This is a genomic window from Ferrimonas balearica (assembly GCF_019802085.1).
Classification (GTDB): domain Bacteria; phylum Pseudomonadota; class Gammaproteobacteria; order Enterobacterales; family Shewanellaceae; genus Ferrimonas; species Ferrimonas balearica_B.
This window is the reverse complement of record NZ_JAHVHV010000003.1, coordinates 414430-430516: the sequence shown is the minus strand read 5'-3', so window position 1 is coordinate 430516 and position 16087 is coordinate 414430. Positions and strand designations below refer to the sequence as shown.

Here is a 16087-nt window from a genome sequence, read left to right as displayed (position 1 = left end):
GGGGCAAGGGGGGACGGTGGTGGCATAATGGACGCCATTCATCGCCACAACCGGAACTCCCTATGGTCAACCACGACTGCTGCAGTCAACCGGGCCTGATGCTGCCCGCCGATGCCCTGGCCCGCATGCGCGCCCAGGTGGCCCCCATCGACGACGAGGAGCGGGTGCCGCTGGAGCAGAGTGTCGGCCGGGTGCTGGCCCAGTCCATCGCCGCGGCCATCGATCTACCGCCCTTCGCCAACTCGGCGATGGACGGCTACGCGGTGCGGGCCGATGAAGTGGCCGAGGGCACCACCCTCCAGGTGGCGGGCAAGGCCTTTGCCGGCGCGCCCTTCGAGGGTCAGTGCGGTCCCGGTCAGTGCGTGCGCATCATGACCGGCGCCACCCTGCCCGAAGGGCTGGACAGCATCGTGATGCAGGAGCAGACCGAGGCCGAGGGCGACCGGGTGCGTTTTTTACGTGACGTGCGTCCGGGCCAGTTTGTCCGGGAACAGGGCAGCGAGCTGACCGCCGGCACCCAGGTGCTGGCGGCGGGCACCCGCATCGGCTCGGCGGAGATCGGCGTGCTGGCCACCGTCGGGGTGGCCGAGGTGCCCGTGCGTCGCCGCCTCAAGGTGGCGCTGTTTTCCACCGGGGACGAGCTCAAGGCCCCAGGCACTCCTCTGGCGGCGGGGGAGATCTACGATTCCAACCGCCACGCCCTGCGCACCATGCTGCAGGCGATGCATTGCGAGGTGCTGGATCTTGGGGTGATCCCCGACGATCTCGAGCAGGTGCGGGCCGCCTTCCGTCGGGCCGACGCCGAGGCCGACGTGGTGGTGACCTCCGGCGGCGTCTCCGTCGGCGAAGCGGATTTCATCAAGGTGGTGCTGGACGAGCTGGGTCAGATCAGCTTCTGGAAACTGGCGATCAAGCCGGGCAAGCCCTTTGCCTTTGGCCGACTGCCGGGCTCCTGGTTCTGCGGCCTGCCGGGCAACCCGGTCTCCTCCATGGTGACCTGCTACCAGCTGGTGCAACCGCTGCTGGCCCACCTGTCCGGCGAGGCCGAGCGGGCGCCGCTGCTGCTGCAGGCGCGGCTGCAGGACAGCCTGCGCAAGGGGCCCGGGCGTCAGGAATACCAGCGCGGAGTGCTGACCCGGGACGACGAGGGCAACCTGCTAGTGACCTCCACCGGCGCCCAGGGCTCCGACATGACCACCTCCATGAGCCGCGCCAACTGCTTCATCATCCTGCCCAAGGAGAGCGGCGACACCCCGGCGGGCAGCTGGGTGACCGTGGAGCCCTTTAACGCCGTGTTGGGAGGGGTGTGATGGAGGAGATCCTGTCCGACGAGGAACTGCTGCGCTACAACCGCCAGATCGTGATCCGGGCGTTCGACATGGACGGCCAGGAGGCGCTCAAGCAGGCCAAGGTGCTGGTGCTGGGCGCCGGGGGCCTGGGCTGCGCCGCCGCCCAGTACCTGGTAACCGCCGGGGTGGGCAGTCTGACCTTGGTGGATTTCGACCACGTGGAGCTGTCCAACCTGCAGCGTCAGGTGCTGCACCGGGACAGCCGCATCGGCCTCAACAAGGCGCTGTCCGCCGCCGAAGAGCTGGCGGGCCTCAACCCCCACGTCACCCTGCACACCGTGGACCGGCTGCTGGACGAGCCGGAACTGGCGGTGGCGGTGGCGGACCACGACATCGTGCTCGACTGCACCGACAACCTGGAGACCCGCAACCAGCTCAACCGCTTCTGCTTCGAGTCCAAGGTGCCGCTGATCTCCGCCGCGGCGATCCGCATGGAGGGGTTGGTGACGGTGTTCGACTACGGGGCGGACAAGCCTTGCTACCAGTGCTTTGCCAGCCTGTTCGGTGAGCAGCAGCTCTCCTGCGTGGAGAGTGGGATCCTGGCGCCGGTGGTGGGCATGGTGGGCTGTCTGCAGGCCACCGAGGCGGTGAAGCAGCTCAGCGGCATGGGGAGGACCCTGTCGGGGCGGATCCTGATGATCGACGCCATGACCATGGAGTTTCGCGAGATGACCCTGCCCAAGCGGCCGGATTGCCCGGTCTGCGGTTAAGGTAAAACCGGCCAGCCAAGCGGCTGGCTTTTTTGTGCCTACTTGGTGATCACCCAGATGGCGTGCAGGATCCCCGGCACCCAGAAGAACAGGCACAGCAGGATGTTGATCACCAGGTCCTGCCCCATCCCCTTGTGCAGAAACACCGCAACCGGCGGCAGCAGGATGGCGATGATCACCAGAATCAGTTTGTTGGTGTCCATGGCGCGCCTCGTTAGCCCTGTTTTGCTTAGAGTATAGAGGCCTTTGGCTCGCCTTCGCCGGGCCAGCTCGGCGGCGATTGCTGCCACTGTTCCAGCAGCGGCGACAGCTCATCGCCCCACAGCGCCCCCTGGGTGGGCGGACACCAGAAGCTGAGCCGTTCGCCCTGCCACTCGAAGGCCAGGCCCAGGGCGTGCAGGTAGGTGCGATCCGCCTCGGCCCCGCCGTACAGACCGTCCCCCAGGATCGGTGCCCCCAGGCTCTTCAGCGCCACCCGGATCTGGTGGGTGCGGCCGGAGCGGGGGCGCAGCAAAAAGGCGCGCACCCCGGGCCGCAGGCTGTGGCTGACAAACTGGGTGACCGCAAACTGGGTCTGCCCCGGCACCAGCTTCCAGGCCCCCCGTCGGGCCTTGGCCATGCCCCCCTTCACCGTACCCTGCTTCTTCTTCGGCTTATGGGCCGACAGCGCCAGGTAGCGCTTCTCCACCTTGTGCTCGGTAAAGCGCTCGGTCAGTGCCGCGGCGGCGGCGGGGGAGCGGGCCAGCAACAGCAAACCGGAAGTGGGGGTGTCGAGCCGGTGCACCGGGTAGAGGGCTTCACCGGTTTCTTCGGCCAGCTGGGCCACCAGGCCGGCGCTGCCGGTCTGGCTGTGGAAATGCACCCCGGCGGGTTTGTCGACCAGCAGGAAATCGGGGTGGCTATGCAGGATCTTGGCCATGGGGGCTCCTTCGGGGCGGGCGGCCATTATAGCGGCTGATGCTCAGGGTGTGGCTGTCGGTGGCAACCTCAGGGTGATCGTCAATCCCGGCCCGGCGTCCTCCAAGCGCAGGGTGCCGCCGTGGGCGTGGCCGATCGCCTTGACCATGGCCAGCCCCAACCCCAGTCCCGGCTGGGTTCGGCTGCTGTCCCCCCGGTAGAGTCGCTGGGTCAGCTTCTCCCGCTCATCGGCACTGACCCCGGGGCCGTTGTCGGCCACGGTGAGGCCCTGGGCGTCGGCGCTGATCCGGATGGTGGCGCCGGCCCCGGCGTACTTGATGGCGTTGTCCACCAGATTGAACAGGGCCTGGAACAGCAGGTTGCGATCCCCCACCAGTTCCCCGGAGACCGGCGGCGCCACCACCAGAGACTGGCCGTTGAGCTCCGCCGCCGGCTGCATCATCTCCACCACGTCCGCCACCAGGGTTACGGCGGGCACCGGACGGTGCTCCAGGGTGCGCTGCCCCTTCTCCAACCGGGTCAGGCTCAGCATGGCGTCGAAGGTCGCCAGTATGGTGTCCAGTTGCTCCAGCTCCTGGCCAAGGCTGGGGTCCGCCGCCAGTCGCCGCTCCAGCCCCAGGCGCAGCCGGGTCATGGGGGTGCGCAGGTCGTGGGCGATGTTGTCGCTGATCCCCTGCACGGTGTCGAGGCTGGCGGTGAGGTTGTCCAGCACCCGGTTGAAGTGGCGGGCCAACTGATCGAACTCGTCGCCGGGGCGCTTGTTGGGCAGGCGGGCGTCGAGCTGGCCCTGCTCCACCGCCTCCGCCAGCCGGTTGAACCGGTGCAGTCGCTTGAGCTGGCTGCGGGCAAAGAGGTAACCCAGGGCCAGGGTCAGCAGCAGGGTGGCCCCCAGGGCCACCGCGGCGGTGCGGACAAACTGCTCCATCAAGCGGTTGAGCTGTTGGGTGGAGGCCGCCAGCATCACCTTGCCGTAGCGGGTCTCGGCGTAACCGGCGGTGAAGCGCACCAGGGTATTGCGCCGCGGATCCAGCACCGGCATAGGGGCGGTGCGAGGCAGGAGCGGTACTGTGTTGGGCAGCAGGCTGAAGGAGCCCACCATCCCCTCGGGGCCCTGCCAGGCAATCAGCACCGAGCTCTCCTGGGCCAGCACCGCCACCTGGGCGGCAAAGTTGTCCTCATCCAGCTGCTCCGACAGCTCCACCAGCTGGAAGGCCTCGGCGTTGAGCTGGCGATCGATCTGGCGCTGCTGGGCCCCCAGCAGCATCTGGTAGAGCAGGATCATGGTGACCAGCAGCATGGCGGCGGTCAGGGCCGCCAGCCCCAGGGTCAGGCGCCAGACCGAACTGCTGCGGGGGGTGGCCAGGCCCATGAGTCAGTCGGCCGGGCCGAGCCGGTAGCCGGCGCCACGCACCGTCTCGATGCGCACCCGGGCGCCCGCTTCCTGCAGCTTCTTGCGCAGCCGGGCGATGTGCACGTCGATGACGTTGGTGCCGGGATCGAAATGGTAATCCCACACCGACTCGAACAGCAGGGTGCGGGTCAGCAACTGGCCCTGGTGCTCCACCAGGTAGCGCAGCAGTTGAAACTCCTTGGGCTGCAGGGTCAGGGGACGGCCCTCCACCCGGGCCTTGTGGGCCAGCAGATCCAGCTCCAGGTTGGCCAGGGTGAGGCGATTGGGGTGGCTGTCGGGGCTGGGTCGGGCCATCAGGCGCTGGGCGCGGATCAGCAGCTCGGCAAAGGAGAAGGGTTTGACCATGTAGTCGTCTCCCCCGGCGCGTAGCCCGGCGATCCGCTCGTCCACGTCCCCCAGGGCCGAGAGGATGATCACCGGGGTGGTGTTGCCGGTGGCCCGCAGGGCCGCCAGCAGGGCCAGCCCCTCCAGCTTGGGCAGCATGCGGTCCAGCACGATCAGCCGATAGGGCTCGGTGGTGGCCAGCATCAGCCCCTGTTGACCGTCCTCGGCGCTGTCCACCACGTAGCCCTGCTCGGTAAAGCCCTTGGTCAGATACTGACGGTTGGTCGGATCGTCTTCGATGATCAGGATCTTCATATCAGTCCCACTGCAGGATCGGGAGCCGTTCGCCGGTGTCCAGGTCCAGCGCCAGCTTGCGTTTGCCCTGGGGGGTGAGCAGCTCCACCTCCAGGTAGCTGATGCCGATGTTGTGATCCAGCTGGGCCTCGAGCAGGAACCCCTCCTGGCCGGCGATGGCCAGGGCCACCAGATCGGCGAAGCGGCCTGGTCGGTTGCGTAGGGCCCTCAGGGCAACGCGCTCAGACTCGTCGTCCAGTTCGTCGGATTCCCACTCCTTCTCCAGCAGCCCGCCGGTCCGATCCAGCTTGAGCTCCAGGGTCTGACCCCGCTCGGGGGCGGCCAGACTCACCTCGTAGGTGATGGCACCCGCCTCCAGCTCCAGCTCGAACTCAATCACCTGGCCCTGGTGGCCGTAGTCCCGCTCCACCTGCTTGAGTATGGTCAAGGGCGCCGGACTCGGGTTCTTCTCCAGCTGAAGGTACAGCTCGGAGGCGGCCCAGCCGGGAAAGGCCAGAAGGAAAAGCGGTAGCCAGATCAGGTGTTTCATAGTCACTTTTGGTTGCGAGGCGGCCCTGAATGCACTCTACCACAGGGCCGTGGATGACGAGGGGTTCAGTGGTCGGGGCGGCAATCGCTGAGCCAGCCGCTCTGGGGATCCCGACGGCACTCCAGGGCGACTCTGCGCCCCACCAGGTGGCCTAGGTTGGTGTCACTGGCCCGGTAGCCCCACAGGGTGCCATCCGGGGCTACCCAGCCGGCCAGCTCGATCTCCGCCTCCGGTCTGTCCCGCTCCAGTTCGCTGACCTCGTAGCTGTCCCCGTGACGCTGGCCCTCGATCTCCAGCCACTGGCCATCCAGTTGTTGGGGCGTCAGGCCGTCCTCCCAGCGGGTGGCGTCGGTCAATGTCAGTTCGGTGCCGTTGAGGTGCAGCTGACCGTTCTGGTAACGCACCTGTCCTTCGGCGTGGAAGGGTTGGGCGGGCAGCGCCAGTTGCAGCGGTGCGGCCTGGGCCGGGGTCAGGGCGAGCAGGGTGAGGCTCAGGCCGAGCAGGGTATGGGCATTGGGCATCATGATGGCTCCTTGTGGTGATTGGGGCCCGCCGAACGGCGGGCCGGGACTGGGGGATCAGGGGTTAAGGACACACTGGCTCAGGATCTCCGCACCGCCGTACTGGCACTTCAGCTTGACCCACTGGCCGGCGTAGATCGCCAGGCTGTCGTCGATGCTGTCGTAGCCCCAGAGGGTGGCGGGATCCCGGGTGACCGGGCCTTCCAGCTCGAGGGTGGGGCCCGGGTCTGCGCGCTCCAGCTCCATCACCAGGAACTGCCCGTCTTGCTGATAGCCCTCCAGCTCCACCCACTCGCCGTCCAGGGTGACGTGGTTGAGGCCATCCTCGAACTGGGCGTTGGGGGCCAGCACCAGGGGGATGCCGTTGAGGGTCAGCTGGCCCGCATCGATCTGGGCCCGCCCGGTGACCTCGAACCCCGGTTGGGGCGCCGGGGCCGGCGCGTCGCCGATCCCCAGCTCCAACTCGGTGGCGAGCAGGCGACGATCCTCCGCTTGCCAGCGGCCCTCCACCTCCGCCCACTGACCGACGGTGAGGGTGGCGGGGCTGCCGTGCTCAAACTCGGTGCGCGAGTCCAGGGCCACCGGCCACTGCTGGTTCAGGATCATCAGGGTGGCGTCCTGGTTGACCCAGCTGATCAGGCCGCTGATGGTCAGGCGGTCGGCCGAGTCGTGGTCCGGCCCGGCTTCGCTCTCCACTTCCGAGGCCACCAGCTCAGAGCCATCCAGGGTGCCCGACACCTCCACCCAGCCCCCCTCGGTCAGGAGGCCGTCAACGGCGGCGTGGCGATAGGCCACGCTTAGCGGACCGAGATGGAAGCGCTTGGCCTCCCGGTCTAGCTGGGTCAGCTGCCCCTCGAGTTGGATCTCGGCACTGGGGTCACTGGCGCCGACGTAGCTGGCCTGGATGCCGTTGCCCTGGTAGTGACCGCTGATCTCCACCCAGCGGCCCGGGGCGTGCTGGCGCGCCGCGTCGGTCCAGACCGTCTGGCCGGCCACCACCAGGCGGGTGTCACTTTGCTCGCTCACCGGCCCCCGAAGCAGGGGGTCGTAGTCCACCTCGATGGCCTGATGGCCGTCGGTCTGGACGGTGACCACCATGCCGGGCTTCAGCGCCGATAGGCTGGCGCCTTGGTCTGCCATTTCCACATGGGCTTGCCCGGCGGGGACTTGGGTGTTCAGCAAGATGAGGTCGGTGCCGTCGACGCGGGTCAGGGGGCCCTGGATGACGGCGGGCAGGGTGGTGCTCTCCGGGCGGGCGTCGGGGGCGGAATCGGACCCGCAGGCGCCCAGGGTGGTGGCCAGCAGCGCGGGGAGGAGCAATCTGTGCATCGAGTTCTCTGACGGATAAGGGATCGTTGATGGACGCACTCTAGTACCGGGCCCCTAAGCCCAAGGTGGCGGGGGGATGAAACTTTGTTCATCTTCGCCGGACGTCGGGCAACAAAAAGGGAGCCATCAGGCTCCCTTGTTTCAGCGGGTGGGACTCAGCGGGCCCACTGCTCGGCGGCCTGGCTGTCGGCGTCTTTGGCGTCGACCCAGACGCTGCCCTCCTGGCTGGTTTCCTTCTTCCAAAACGGCGCGCGGGTCTTGAGGAAGTCGATCAGGAACTCGCAGGCGTCAAACGCTGCCTTGCGGTGGGCGCTGGAGACGCCGATAAAGACGATCTGGTCGCACAGGGCCAGTTCACCCACCCGGTGGATGATGGTGACTTCGTCCAGCGGCCAGCGTTGACGGGCCTCGGCTTCGATCTGGCCCAGTACGGCTTCGGTCATGCCCGGGTAGTGCTCCAGGGTCATGGCGCTGACGCCCCGGCTGTCGCCGAAGTCCCGCACCTTGCCGACGAAGGTGACCACGGCGCCACAACCGGGGTTGTCCGCCAGCTTGGCGTACTCCTCGGCGACGCTGAAGTCTTGGGTTTGTACTGCGATCATCTCAACCTCCGGTGACCGGCGGGAAGAAGGCCACTTCGTCGCCGGATTTCAGTTCGGTTTCCCAGCCGGACAGGGTCTGGTTGATGGCCACCAGGACGTTCTTGTCCTCCAGGGCCAGGCGCCACTTGTCGCCCCGGGTCAGCAGCTGCTGGCGCAGGGCGTCGGCGGTGAGGCCATCGGTGGCGTCAAAGGCCAGCTTGTCGACCCCGGTAACTTCGCGAATTTGTGCAAAAAACAATACGTTAATCATGCGTCTTGGCCTCTGGCTTACTGCGCGTCATGTTTGAAATGGCCGGATTTTCCGCCCCGCTTTTCCAGCAGGCGGACCCCTTCGATCACCATGTCCTTCTGCACCGCCTTGCACATGTCGTAGATGGTGAGGGCGGCCACGGAGGCGGCGGTCAGGGCTTCCATCTCCACCCCGGTCTGGCCCGCCAGTTTGCAGACCGACTGGATCCGCACCCGATGGTGCTCCGGCTCGGCCACCAGATCCACCTCCACCTTGGTCAGCATCAGCGGGTGACACAAGGGGATGAGATCCGAGGTTTTCTTGGCCGCCATGATGCCGGCGATGCGGGCGGTGGCGAACACGTCACCCTTGTGGTGGCGTCCCTCCATGATCATGGCCAGGGTGTCCGGGGCCATGACGATGGTGGCCTCGGCGCGGGCCTCCCGCTCGGTGACCGATTTCTCGGTCACGTCCACCATGTGGGCGTCGCCCTGGGCGTTGATGTGGGTAAAACCGCTCATGCGTCGTTCTTGACCTCTTTCAAATGCGTCACGAAGTTGCAGGGACGGTGGGTGGCGTCCAGCTGCTCTTTGAGGATCTTGGTCCAGCCGGTGCGGCAGGCGCCGGTGGAGCCGGGCAGGCAGAAGATGGCGGTCTTGTTGGCCATGCCACCGATGGCCCGGGACTGCACGGTGCTGGTGCCCAGCTCCTGGTAGGTGATGTGGCGGAACAGTTCGCCGAACCCTTCGATCTGCTTGTCGAACAGGGGGGAGACCGCTTCCGGGGTGGAGTCTCGCTCAGTGAAGCCGGTGCCGCCGGTGGTGATGATCACCTGGACCTTGTCGGAGGCGATCCATTCGGACAGCACCGCGCGGATCTGGTACTTGTCGTCCTTGATGATGCGGCGGTCCGCCAGGAGGTGGCCGGCTTCCTTGAGGTTGTCCTCGAGGAACTGACCGGACTTGTCGTTCTCCCAGGTGCGGGTGTCGGACAGGGTCAGTACCGCGATGTTCAGCGGTACAAAGTTGGCTTGAGAAAGGTGTCCCATAAAACGGTGTCTCTGTGGTTGGCTCTTTATGCTTATCCGCCGATGGAGGCCAGGTGCGGCGTGGCCCCGGCGTTCCCATCGTGGAGGTAGTGGGTTTCGTGTTTCTGGCCCAGGGCGGCGTGCAGCCGGGCCACCAGGGGAGCGAGCTGTTCGTCGCTGCCCAGCAGGTCCCGCAGCTCGATGCCGGCCTCGGTAAACAGGCACAGGTGCAGCTTGCCGATGGCGGACACCCGCAGTCGGTTGCAGGTGGCGCAGAAGTCCTTGGCGTAGGGCATGATGAGGCCGATGCGACCGGCGTAATCCGGGTGGCTGTAGTTGAGGGCCGGGCCGTCGTCGGGACCGCGGGGATCCAGGGTCCAGCCGGCCTGCTCCAGCTGCTGCTGGATCACCGCACCGGGCAGATGGTGGCGCTGGAAATAGTCGTGGTGCAGGCCGGTTTCCATCAGCTCGATAAAGCGCAGATCCACCGGCTGGTGTTTGATGTAGTTGAGGAACAGCGGCAGTTGATCGCCGTTGTGTTCCTTGAGCAGCACCACGTTGATCTTCACCTTGTCGTAGCCTTCGGCCAGCGCCGTGTCGATCCCCTTCATCACCAGATCGAAGCGGCTGTCGCCGGTGATGCGCTGGAACTGCACGGGATCCAGGCTGTCGACGGAGACGTTGATCTGGGACAGGCCTGCCTGGCGCCAGGCCTTGGCGTGCTCCGCCAGGCGATAGCCGTTGGTGGTGGTGGCCACCCGCTGCACCCCGGGGGTGTTGGCGGCCAGATCGACCACCGCCTCGAAGTCCTTGCGCAGGGTGGGTTCGCCGCCGGTGATCCGCACCTTGCGGGTGCCCACCTGGGCGAAGGCAAGCAAAACCCGCCGGATCTCCTCCAGCGTCATAAATCGGGGCTTGCCGTCGGGATGGTAGCCGTTAGGCAGACAGTACTGGCATTTGAAATTGCAGGCGTCAGTGATCGACAGGCGCAGATAGTGGAAGCTGCGGCCGAATCGGTCTTGGAGCTCTCGCATGTGTCACCTTTCCTAAAACAGAGGAAGGCAGGTCGACTTTCTCGGCCTACCCCGGTGGCCCTATCGCCACGGCCCGCCAACCATATCCGTTTCTGGACTTAGGCGCCGACGGGCTCGGTTCACAACTGCTAGCAGTGTAAAGTATAGCCAGCCCCTTGAACAATCAGCCTGGATCACATTTCCGGTCGGGGCCGTGAGCTGATTCTTCTGTTGCCCCCGGTTGCCACACAGGCTTTCACCGGGTTTCCCCTCTCATACGGCCTCCACTGTGAACTTGCTCACTTTTTCAGTAAGCTGACGGTAACGTAAACGTAAGCCCTTCGTGAGAGAGGGCGTGCCGACGAGGAAGAGGAATGGAACGCGAGTCGATGGAGTTTGACGTCCTGGTGGTGGGGGCCGGCCCGGCGGGGCTGTCCGCCGCCATCCGGCTTAAGCAGCGCAACGCCGAACTGAACGTCTGCGTGGTGGAGAAGGGGTCCGAAGTGGGGGCCCATATCCTATCCGGGGCGGTGTTCGAGCCCCGGGCCCTGGACGAGCTGCTGCCCGACTGGAAAGCACAGGGGGCGCCGCTCACCACGGCGGTGAGCGACGACGAGATCTGGATGCTCAAGGCCGACGGGGGACGTCGTTTCCCCAACTGGATGACCCCCAAGACCATGCACAACCAGGGCAACTACATCATCAGCCTGGGTAACCTGTGTCGCTGGCTGGCGGAGCAGGCGGAGTCGCTGGGGGTGGAGATCTACCCGGGATTCGCCGCAGCGTCGCTCATCGAGGAGGAGGGCGCCATCCGCGGGGTGATCACCGGTGACATGGGGGTGGCCCTGGACGGCAGTGAGAAGGACGGCTACATGCCGGGCATGGAGCTGCGCGCCGGCTACACCCTCTTTGCCGAGGGTGCCCGTGGCCACCTGGGCAAGCAGCTGATCCAGCGTTTCAACCTGGATGCCGGCCGCACCGCTCAGCACTACGGTCTGGGCTTCAAGGAGATCTGGCAACTGCCCGAGGGGCAGCACCAATCGGGCAAGGTGATCCACAGCGGCGGCTGGCCGCTGGATGAGCACGGCGCCTCCGGCGGCGGCTTCCTCTATCACGGCGACGACAACCAGGTGCTGGTGGGCCTTATCGTCGATCTCAACTACGACAACCCCTACCTGAACCCCTTCGAGGAGTTCCAGCGCTTCAAGACCCACCCGGTGATCTCGGCCCACCTGGCGGGCGGCGAGCGGGTGGCCTATGGGGCCCGGGCCATCGCCAAGGGGGGCTTCAACGCCCTGCCCAAGATGCACTTCCCCGGTGGCCTGCTGATCGGCTGTGACGCCGGCACCCTGAACTTCGCCAAGATCAAGGGCAGCCACACGGCGATGAAATCCGGCATGCTGGCGGCGGAGCTGGTGGCGGATCACCTGGCCAATGGCGGTCAGGCCGGGGAGGATCTTCAGGAGATGGAGACCCGCTTCAAGGGATCCTGGCTGTTCGATGAGCTGTACCGCTCCCGCAACTTCGGCCCGGCGATGCACAAGTTCGGCAGCCTGCTGGGGGGCGCATTCAACTTCATCGATCAGAACCTGTTTGGCGGTCAGTTGCCGCTGACGTTGAAGGACAATCACCTGGATCACGCCCAGCTCAAGCCCGCCGGCGATTATGAGGCGATCGCCTACCCCAAGCCGGACGGTAAGCTGAGTTTTGATCGCCTCTCCTCGGTGTTCCTCTCCAACACTTACCACGACGAGGATCAGCCCTGTCACCTCAAGCTGACGGACGCGGCGATCCCGGTGACGGTGAACCTGGCGCAGTTCGATGAGCCGGCGCAGCGCTACTGCCCGGCGGGGGTGTACGAGATGGTGGAGGAGGCGGGGGAGCCAAGGCTTCAGATCAACGCCGCCAACTGTCTGCACTGCAAGACCTGCGACATCAAGGATCCCAGTCAGAACATCACCTGGGTGACCCCGGAAGGGGGCGGTGGGCCCAACTACCCCAACATGTGATCAGTACAGCGCGCCTTTGGGCGCGCTGTTTGGTTTCAGGCCGCCTGGATCCCGTTGCGGCCGGACAGCTTGGCCTGGTACATCGCCTTGTCCGCCTGGTGCAGCAAACTTTGGGCGGACAGCCCCGGGTACCACTGGGCCACCCCCTGGCTCAGGGTGACCCGGGGGGAGATGGTGGAGCCCGGGTGAGGCAGGCCGGCGTCCTTGAGTCGGGTCTCGATCTCCTGGGCCAGGCGCAGGGCGCCCCGGCGATCGGTGGCGGGCAGCAACAGCACGAACTCCTCCCCACCCAGGCGTGCCAGGATGTCCGACTGGCGGCGGCTGGACTGGCGCAGGATCTGGGCCACCGTCTTGAGGCACTCGTCACCGGCCTGGTGACCGAAGTGATCGTTGTAGCGCTTGAAGTAGTCCACATCCAGCAGGATCAGCGCCAGGGCCCCCTTGGTGCGCTTGGCCTCGGCCACCGCCTGATCGAGCCGCTGTTCGAGATAGCGGCGGTTGGCCAGGCCGGTGAGGGGGTCCTGGTTGGAGAGGGTGCGAAACTTCTCCAGCAATCGCCGGTTCTGGCGCAGCTGGGCCTGGCTCATGCGCATCCACAGGTTGAGCTGGCGGCGGGTGGAGAGGCCCAGGTAGAGGGCGATGGTCAGGGTGGCCGCCTCCTGCCACCAGGGGGCCTGATTGGGCCACAGCAGCACCAGGGTGGAGGGCAGGATGCACAGCAGCAGGGCCCTGTCGGCACTGTGCAGGCCCAGCACCGTGGCCATCACGAACATCACGTAGGCGGAGAACAGGGGAAAGACGTGGGCCGGCTCGGTGTAGACCCGGGTGGCCAGCATCCAGGCCATCAGCAGCCCCAGCACCAGGGCCTGCCACTCGATGGCCACCACCAGCTCGAAGCGACGGCGCCGGCTGGCGGCGCGGTTGGCCAGCCAAAGGCCCGCGCAGAGGCCGGCGCCCACCAGGTGGGGCAGTTGGCGCACGAGGCCGTGGGGAAGTTCGTACAGCAGCCAGCTGGCCAGCAGGGCCAGGGTGGCAAACATCAGCAGCCACTGCATTCCTTTGTGCTGTACCGGCCTGGGGTCCAGTTCCATAGGGTCCCTGGGTTGCGTTTAAAAAGCGTGAAAGTTTAACCCGTTATGGTTCAAAACCCCACCAGCGTCAAGGCGGGTTCAGACCGATTGCAGATGGCGGCGCAGGCTGACGGGGGGAATGGAGCTCTCTGCCGACACGGCGAAGGCGGCCCATTGGGCGGCCTCGTTCATCGCTTGGGGCAGCGCGCCGTGGCTCAGCAGGCCGTGGATCAGCCCCGCGGCGTAGCAGTCGCCGGCCCCGGTGCTGTCCACCATATGGGCGGGCACCGCCGCCTGGTGATGCTGCCCCTCGGCGGTGAAGGCGTCGGCGCCATCGGCACCCCGGGTGACGATAAAGGCCCGCAGCTGGTCGCCGGCGATCCCCCGGGCCCACTCGAACGACGGGGAGAGGCCGTGCTGGGCCAGATCGTCCTGGGAGGTGATCAGGTAGTGACAGGGGCGGGAGGCCAGATCCTTGGGCAGCTGGGCCACCACCAGGCTGTGGGGCCGGGCTTCGTTCATCAGCCGGGGCAGGTGTTCCGCGGAGAGGTTGACGTAGAGGGCGTCCACCGGGGCCCAGTCGATGCGCTGGGGCAGCAGCAGCCGGGGGCGGTTGGGGCGCAGTATGGTGCGCTCGCCATTGGGTTCCATCAGCAACTGCAGCGACTGGGTGGGGCCTGCCAGGCGGTGGACCCGGTCGCAGTTGAGCCCCAGGCTGCAGGCTTCCGCCAGCAGCCAGTCCCCCAGTTCGTCGTCGCCCACCTGGCTGACCAGCTCCACCTGGTGGCCGGCCCACACCAGTCCCAGTCCGGTGTTGGTGGCCCCGCCCCCGATGCGGTGACCCAGATCCTCGTAGTGGATCCGGGCGCCGGAGCTCAAGGGGCGGTTGAGGCGCAGGATGTGGTCACAGTTGAGGTTGGCGATGATCAGGACTCGGCTCATGGGGTTGGCTCTTGGCATCAGGGTGTCCCGATTATCCGTTGCCCATGGCGGCTTGTCATCCGCGGGTCACAAAACGGGGGCCCTCAGGCCCCCGCGTCGCGTTACATGTCGTTGGCGCCCAGTGGTCGGCGCAGCTCCGCCCGGACGTTGTCCATGCCGGCGTAGAAGTTCTTCATCATCAGCAGGCCCATCATCAGGCCGTTGGGGGTGGCCTGCAGCTTGTCGGGATCCTGGGGGTCCTGCTTGACGCTGCCGGTGGCGTGCATAAAGGCCATCTCCTTCGCCAGGCCGATGTAAGGGCTGGTGCCGAAGTTGTCCTTGAAGTAGGACTTGGACAGTCGGCCGCCGAACAGGCTGAGCAGGAAGCGGTATTGCATCACCGCATGACGGCTGTAGTGCTTGGAGGACTCCACGCCCATCTTGCCGCTGGCGATCTTCTCCTGGTAGCGGCGCAGGGAGAAGCTGTTCACGTACAGGGTGTCGTGCAGGAAGCTGAAGCTGCCGGAGCCCAGGCCGAGGTAGTCGTCGTAGTTGACCACGTACTCGTCGAAGCCCTCGTCGTTGCTCTTGCCGAAGGACCAGGCGGTGAGCTGATCGTAGTGCCCGTTCAGGGTGTTGAGGATCAGTTCGTAGTCCTTGCGCACGTCCTGCTGACCGTTGGCCAGGTTGCCCTTGGCGCTCTTGCGGGTCTGGTGGGTCACCATCAGCGGGTAGGTGGTGATCTGACGGGGGCCGAGGCGGGTCAGCATCTCCATGTCCCGCAGCAGCACCTCTTCGGTCTGCCCCTGGAAGCCGAAGATCATGTCGACGTTGAGGATCGGGAAGTTGTCCTTGGCCCGCAGCAGCTTCTCGTACACCACCTCCGGCTCGCCAAATTTCTCCAGCCGGTCGGTGCGGGCCAGGATGTCGCGGTCGAAGCTCTGAACGCCCACGGAGAGGCGGTCCACCAGGCCATGCAGCTGGGTGAACTCGGTGGAGGTCAGGTGCAGGGGGTCGGACTCGCAGGAGACCTGCTTGATCCCCGGGAACAGGTTGCGGGCGTGCTCGATGGTGCGGGCCAGCTCATCCACCAGCACCGTGGTGGTGCCACCGCCGATGTAGAGCTCCTCGAAGTCGTAGCCCAGGGCCTTGGCCATCTCCATCTCCTTGCGCAGGGCCACGAAGTAGGCCCGTGCCTTGTCCTCACGGAACAGGAAACGGTGGAAGGTGCAGAAGCTGCACAGGGTGTGGCAGAAGGGCACGTGCATGTACAGCATGTACTTGCGGCCGGGCATGGGGGCCGGGATGGTGTCGCACGCCTGGGTGTCGAGACACAGATGCCGCTTGGTGTAGTGCTGCATCATGTGCTCAAGGCCGTCGAGCATCCAGCGCGGCGTGGTGATCTTGGCGCTGTCGCGGATGGCGGCGTTGTTTAAGGCGCGTTCGGCTAATGACATAAAGGCTCCCGTGGGTGGCAGGAGGGCGATGGCCCCTGCGTGACCTGATTGGTGCAAAATCGACCCAAGTTCGATTGCAATCAGGCAACCGGCTTGCTAGGTGGCCCCAGCATAGGGATTCGATCCGGTGCTGTGGAGGGGACGGGTCACAGACTGGGGCAAAGGGGTCAGGCCAATTGTCAAAAATGCGATCCGGTCAGCAAATCATCGTGTTGCCAAAGTGTTACCCGGAACTTTTTTGGGACAGATTGTCGCGCATTTACGAACTGGGTTCGGTTTTTGACCCAGGGCTGTCGACAATCTTTCGGGAAAAGGCGGCGATTCTGCCCGGGCACTGGGGACAAAAAAAGCGC

18 protein-coding genes and 1 riboswitch are annotated in these 16087 nt (G+C 66.0%); of the genes, 3 read left to right on the top strand and 15 right to left on the bottom strand.

What is annotated here, in order from left to right:
• The first annotated feature begins 62 nt into the window (after window positions 1-62).
• Both moeA and moeB read left to right on the top strand, forming a co-directional pair.
• The gene (gene moeA, locus KUV81_RS14775; RefSeq protein WP_222544651.1) at window positions 63-1310 is read left to right on the top strand and encodes a molybdopterin molybdotransferase MoeA; all 1248 of its coding nucleotides are present in this window, start codon (window positions 63-65) and stop codon (window positions 1308-1310) included.
• Window positions 1310-2059 carry a molybdopterin-synthase adenylyltransferase MoeB gene (moeB, locus tag KUV81_RS14770; RefSeq protein ID WP_222544650.1) on the top strand — a complete coding sequence of 250 codons (750 nt, stop codon included), beginning with the start codon at window positions 1310-1312 and terminating at the stop codon, window positions 2057-2059. Before moeA ends, moeB begins: the two co-directional genes overlap by 1 nt.
• A gap of 38 nt (window positions 2060-2097) precedes the next feature.
• On the opposite strand, the gene KUV81_RS14765 is transcribed toward moeB, so the two are convergent.
• The 12 genes from KUV81_RS14765 to moaA all read right to left on the bottom strand — a co-directional run bounded on the left by KUV81_RS14765 (window position 2098) and on the right by moaA (window position 10298).
• Window positions 2098-2262: a YqaE/Pmp3 family membrane protein gene (locus KUV81_RS14765; RefSeq protein ID WP_222544649.1), complete on the bottom strand. Its 165-nt coding sequence runs from the start codon at window positions 2260-2262 to the stop codon at window positions 2098-2100.
• A 26-nt stretch (window positions 2263-2288) separates the two neighbouring features.
• Entirely contained in the window at window positions 2289-2978 is a 690-nt protein-coding gene (locus KUV81_RS14760; protein WP_222544648.1) for a TIGR01621 family pseudouridine synthase, read from the bottom strand.
• A gap of 42 nt (window positions 2979-3020) precedes the next feature.
• Window positions 3021-4346: a sensor histidine kinase gene (locus KUV81_RS14755; protein WP_222544647.1), complete on the bottom strand. Its 1326-nt coding sequence runs from the start codon at window positions 4344-4346 to the stop codon at window positions 3021-3023.
• Between the two features lie 3 nt (window positions 4347-4349).
• On the bottom strand, window positions 4350-5027 hold the full coding sequence (locus KUV81_RS14750; RefSeq protein ID WP_222544646.1) for a response regulator transcription factor: 678 nt from the start codon (window positions 5025-5027) through the stop codon (window positions 4350-4352).
• A 1-nt stretch (window position 5028) separates the two neighbouring features.
• Entirely contained in the window at window positions 5029-5556 is a 528-nt protein-coding gene (locus tag KUV81_RS14745; protein ID WP_222544645.1) for a PepSY domain-containing protein, read from the bottom strand.
• Between the two features lie 65 nt (window positions 5557-5621).
• Window positions 5622-6080, bottom strand: coding sequence for a hypothetical protein (locus KUV81_RS14740; protein WP_222544644.1), 459 nt, complete (start codon window positions 6078-6080; stop codon window positions 5622-5624).
• A gap of 54 nt (window positions 6081-6134) precedes the next feature.
• Window positions 6135-7406, bottom strand: a complete 1272-nt coding sequence (locus tag KUV81_RS14735) for a DUF5666 domain-containing protein (protein ID WP_222544643.1) — start codon at window positions 7404-7406, stop codon at window positions 6135-6137.
• A 155-nt stretch (window positions 7407-7561) separates the two neighbouring features.
• Window positions 7562-8008 (bottom strand): molybdopterin synthase catalytic subunit MoaE, encoded by a 447-nt coding sequence (gene moaE / locus KUV81_RS14730; RefSeq protein ID WP_222544642.1) that lies wholly within the window; start codon window positions 8006-8008, stop codon window positions 7562-7564.
• Window position 8009: 1 nt separating this feature from the next.
• Window positions 8010-8258 (bottom strand): molybdopterin synthase sulfur carrier subunit, encoded by a 249-nt coding sequence (gene moaD, locus KUV81_RS14725; protein ID WP_222544641.1) that lies wholly within the window; start codon window positions 8256-8258, stop codon window positions 8010-8012.
• 17 nt (window positions 8259-8275) lie between these two features.
• Window positions 8276-8758 carry a cyclic pyranopterin monophosphate synthase MoaC gene (gene moaC / locus KUV81_RS14720; RefSeq protein ID WP_222544640.1) on the bottom strand — a complete coding sequence of 161 codons (483 nt, stop codon included), beginning with the start codon at window positions 8756-8758 and terminating at the stop codon, window positions 8276-8278.
• Entirely contained in the window at window positions 8755-9285 is a 531-nt protein-coding gene (gene moaB / locus KUV81_RS14715; RefSeq protein WP_222544639.1) for a molybdenum cofactor biosynthesis protein B, read from the bottom strand. Before moaB ends, moaC begins: the two co-directional genes overlap by 4 nt.
• Window positions 9286-9317: 32 nt before the next feature.
• Entirely contained in the window at window positions 9318-10298 is a 981-nt protein-coding gene (gene moaA, locus KUV81_RS14710; protein ID WP_222544638.1) for a GTP 3',8-cyclase MoaA, read from the bottom strand.
• A riboswitch (molybdenum cofactor riboswitch) is annotated at window positions 10286-10432 on the bottom strand. (Overlaps the previous gene by 13 nt.)
• 219 nt (window positions 10433-10651) lie before the next feature.
• Between moaA and KUV81_RS14705 the strand changes: the two genes are divergently transcribed.
• Window positions 10652-12286, top strand: coding sequence for an electron transfer flavoprotein-ubiquinone oxidoreductase (locus KUV81_RS14705; protein ID WP_222544637.1), 1635 nt, complete (start codon window positions 10652-10654; stop codon window positions 12284-12286).
• Between the two features lie 35 nt (window positions 12287-12321).
• Here KUV81_RS14705 and KUV81_RS14700 read toward each other — a convergent pair whose 3' ends face one another.
• The 3 genes from KUV81_RS14700 to KUV81_RS14690 form a co-directional block, all read right to left on the bottom strand.
• On the bottom strand, window positions 12322-13377 hold the full coding sequence (locus KUV81_RS14700; RefSeq protein WP_222544636.1) for a GGDEF domain-containing protein: 1056 nt from the start codon (window positions 13375-13377) through the stop codon (window positions 12322-12324).
• A 78-nt stretch (window positions 13378-13455) separates the two neighbouring features.
• A complete protein-coding gene (locus KUV81_RS14695; protein ID WP_222544635.1) occupies window positions 13456-14298 on the bottom strand; it encodes a PfkB family carbohydrate kinase in 843 nt (280 codons plus the stop codon).
• 101 nt (window positions 14299-14399) lie between these two features.
• Window positions 14400-15734 (bottom strand): coproporphyrinogen III oxidase family protein, encoded by a 1335-nt coding sequence (locus tag KUV81_RS14690; RefSeq protein ID WP_222544634.1) that lies wholly within the window; start codon window positions 15732-15734, stop codon window positions 14400-14402.
• Window positions 15735-16087 lie beyond the last annotated feature (353 nt).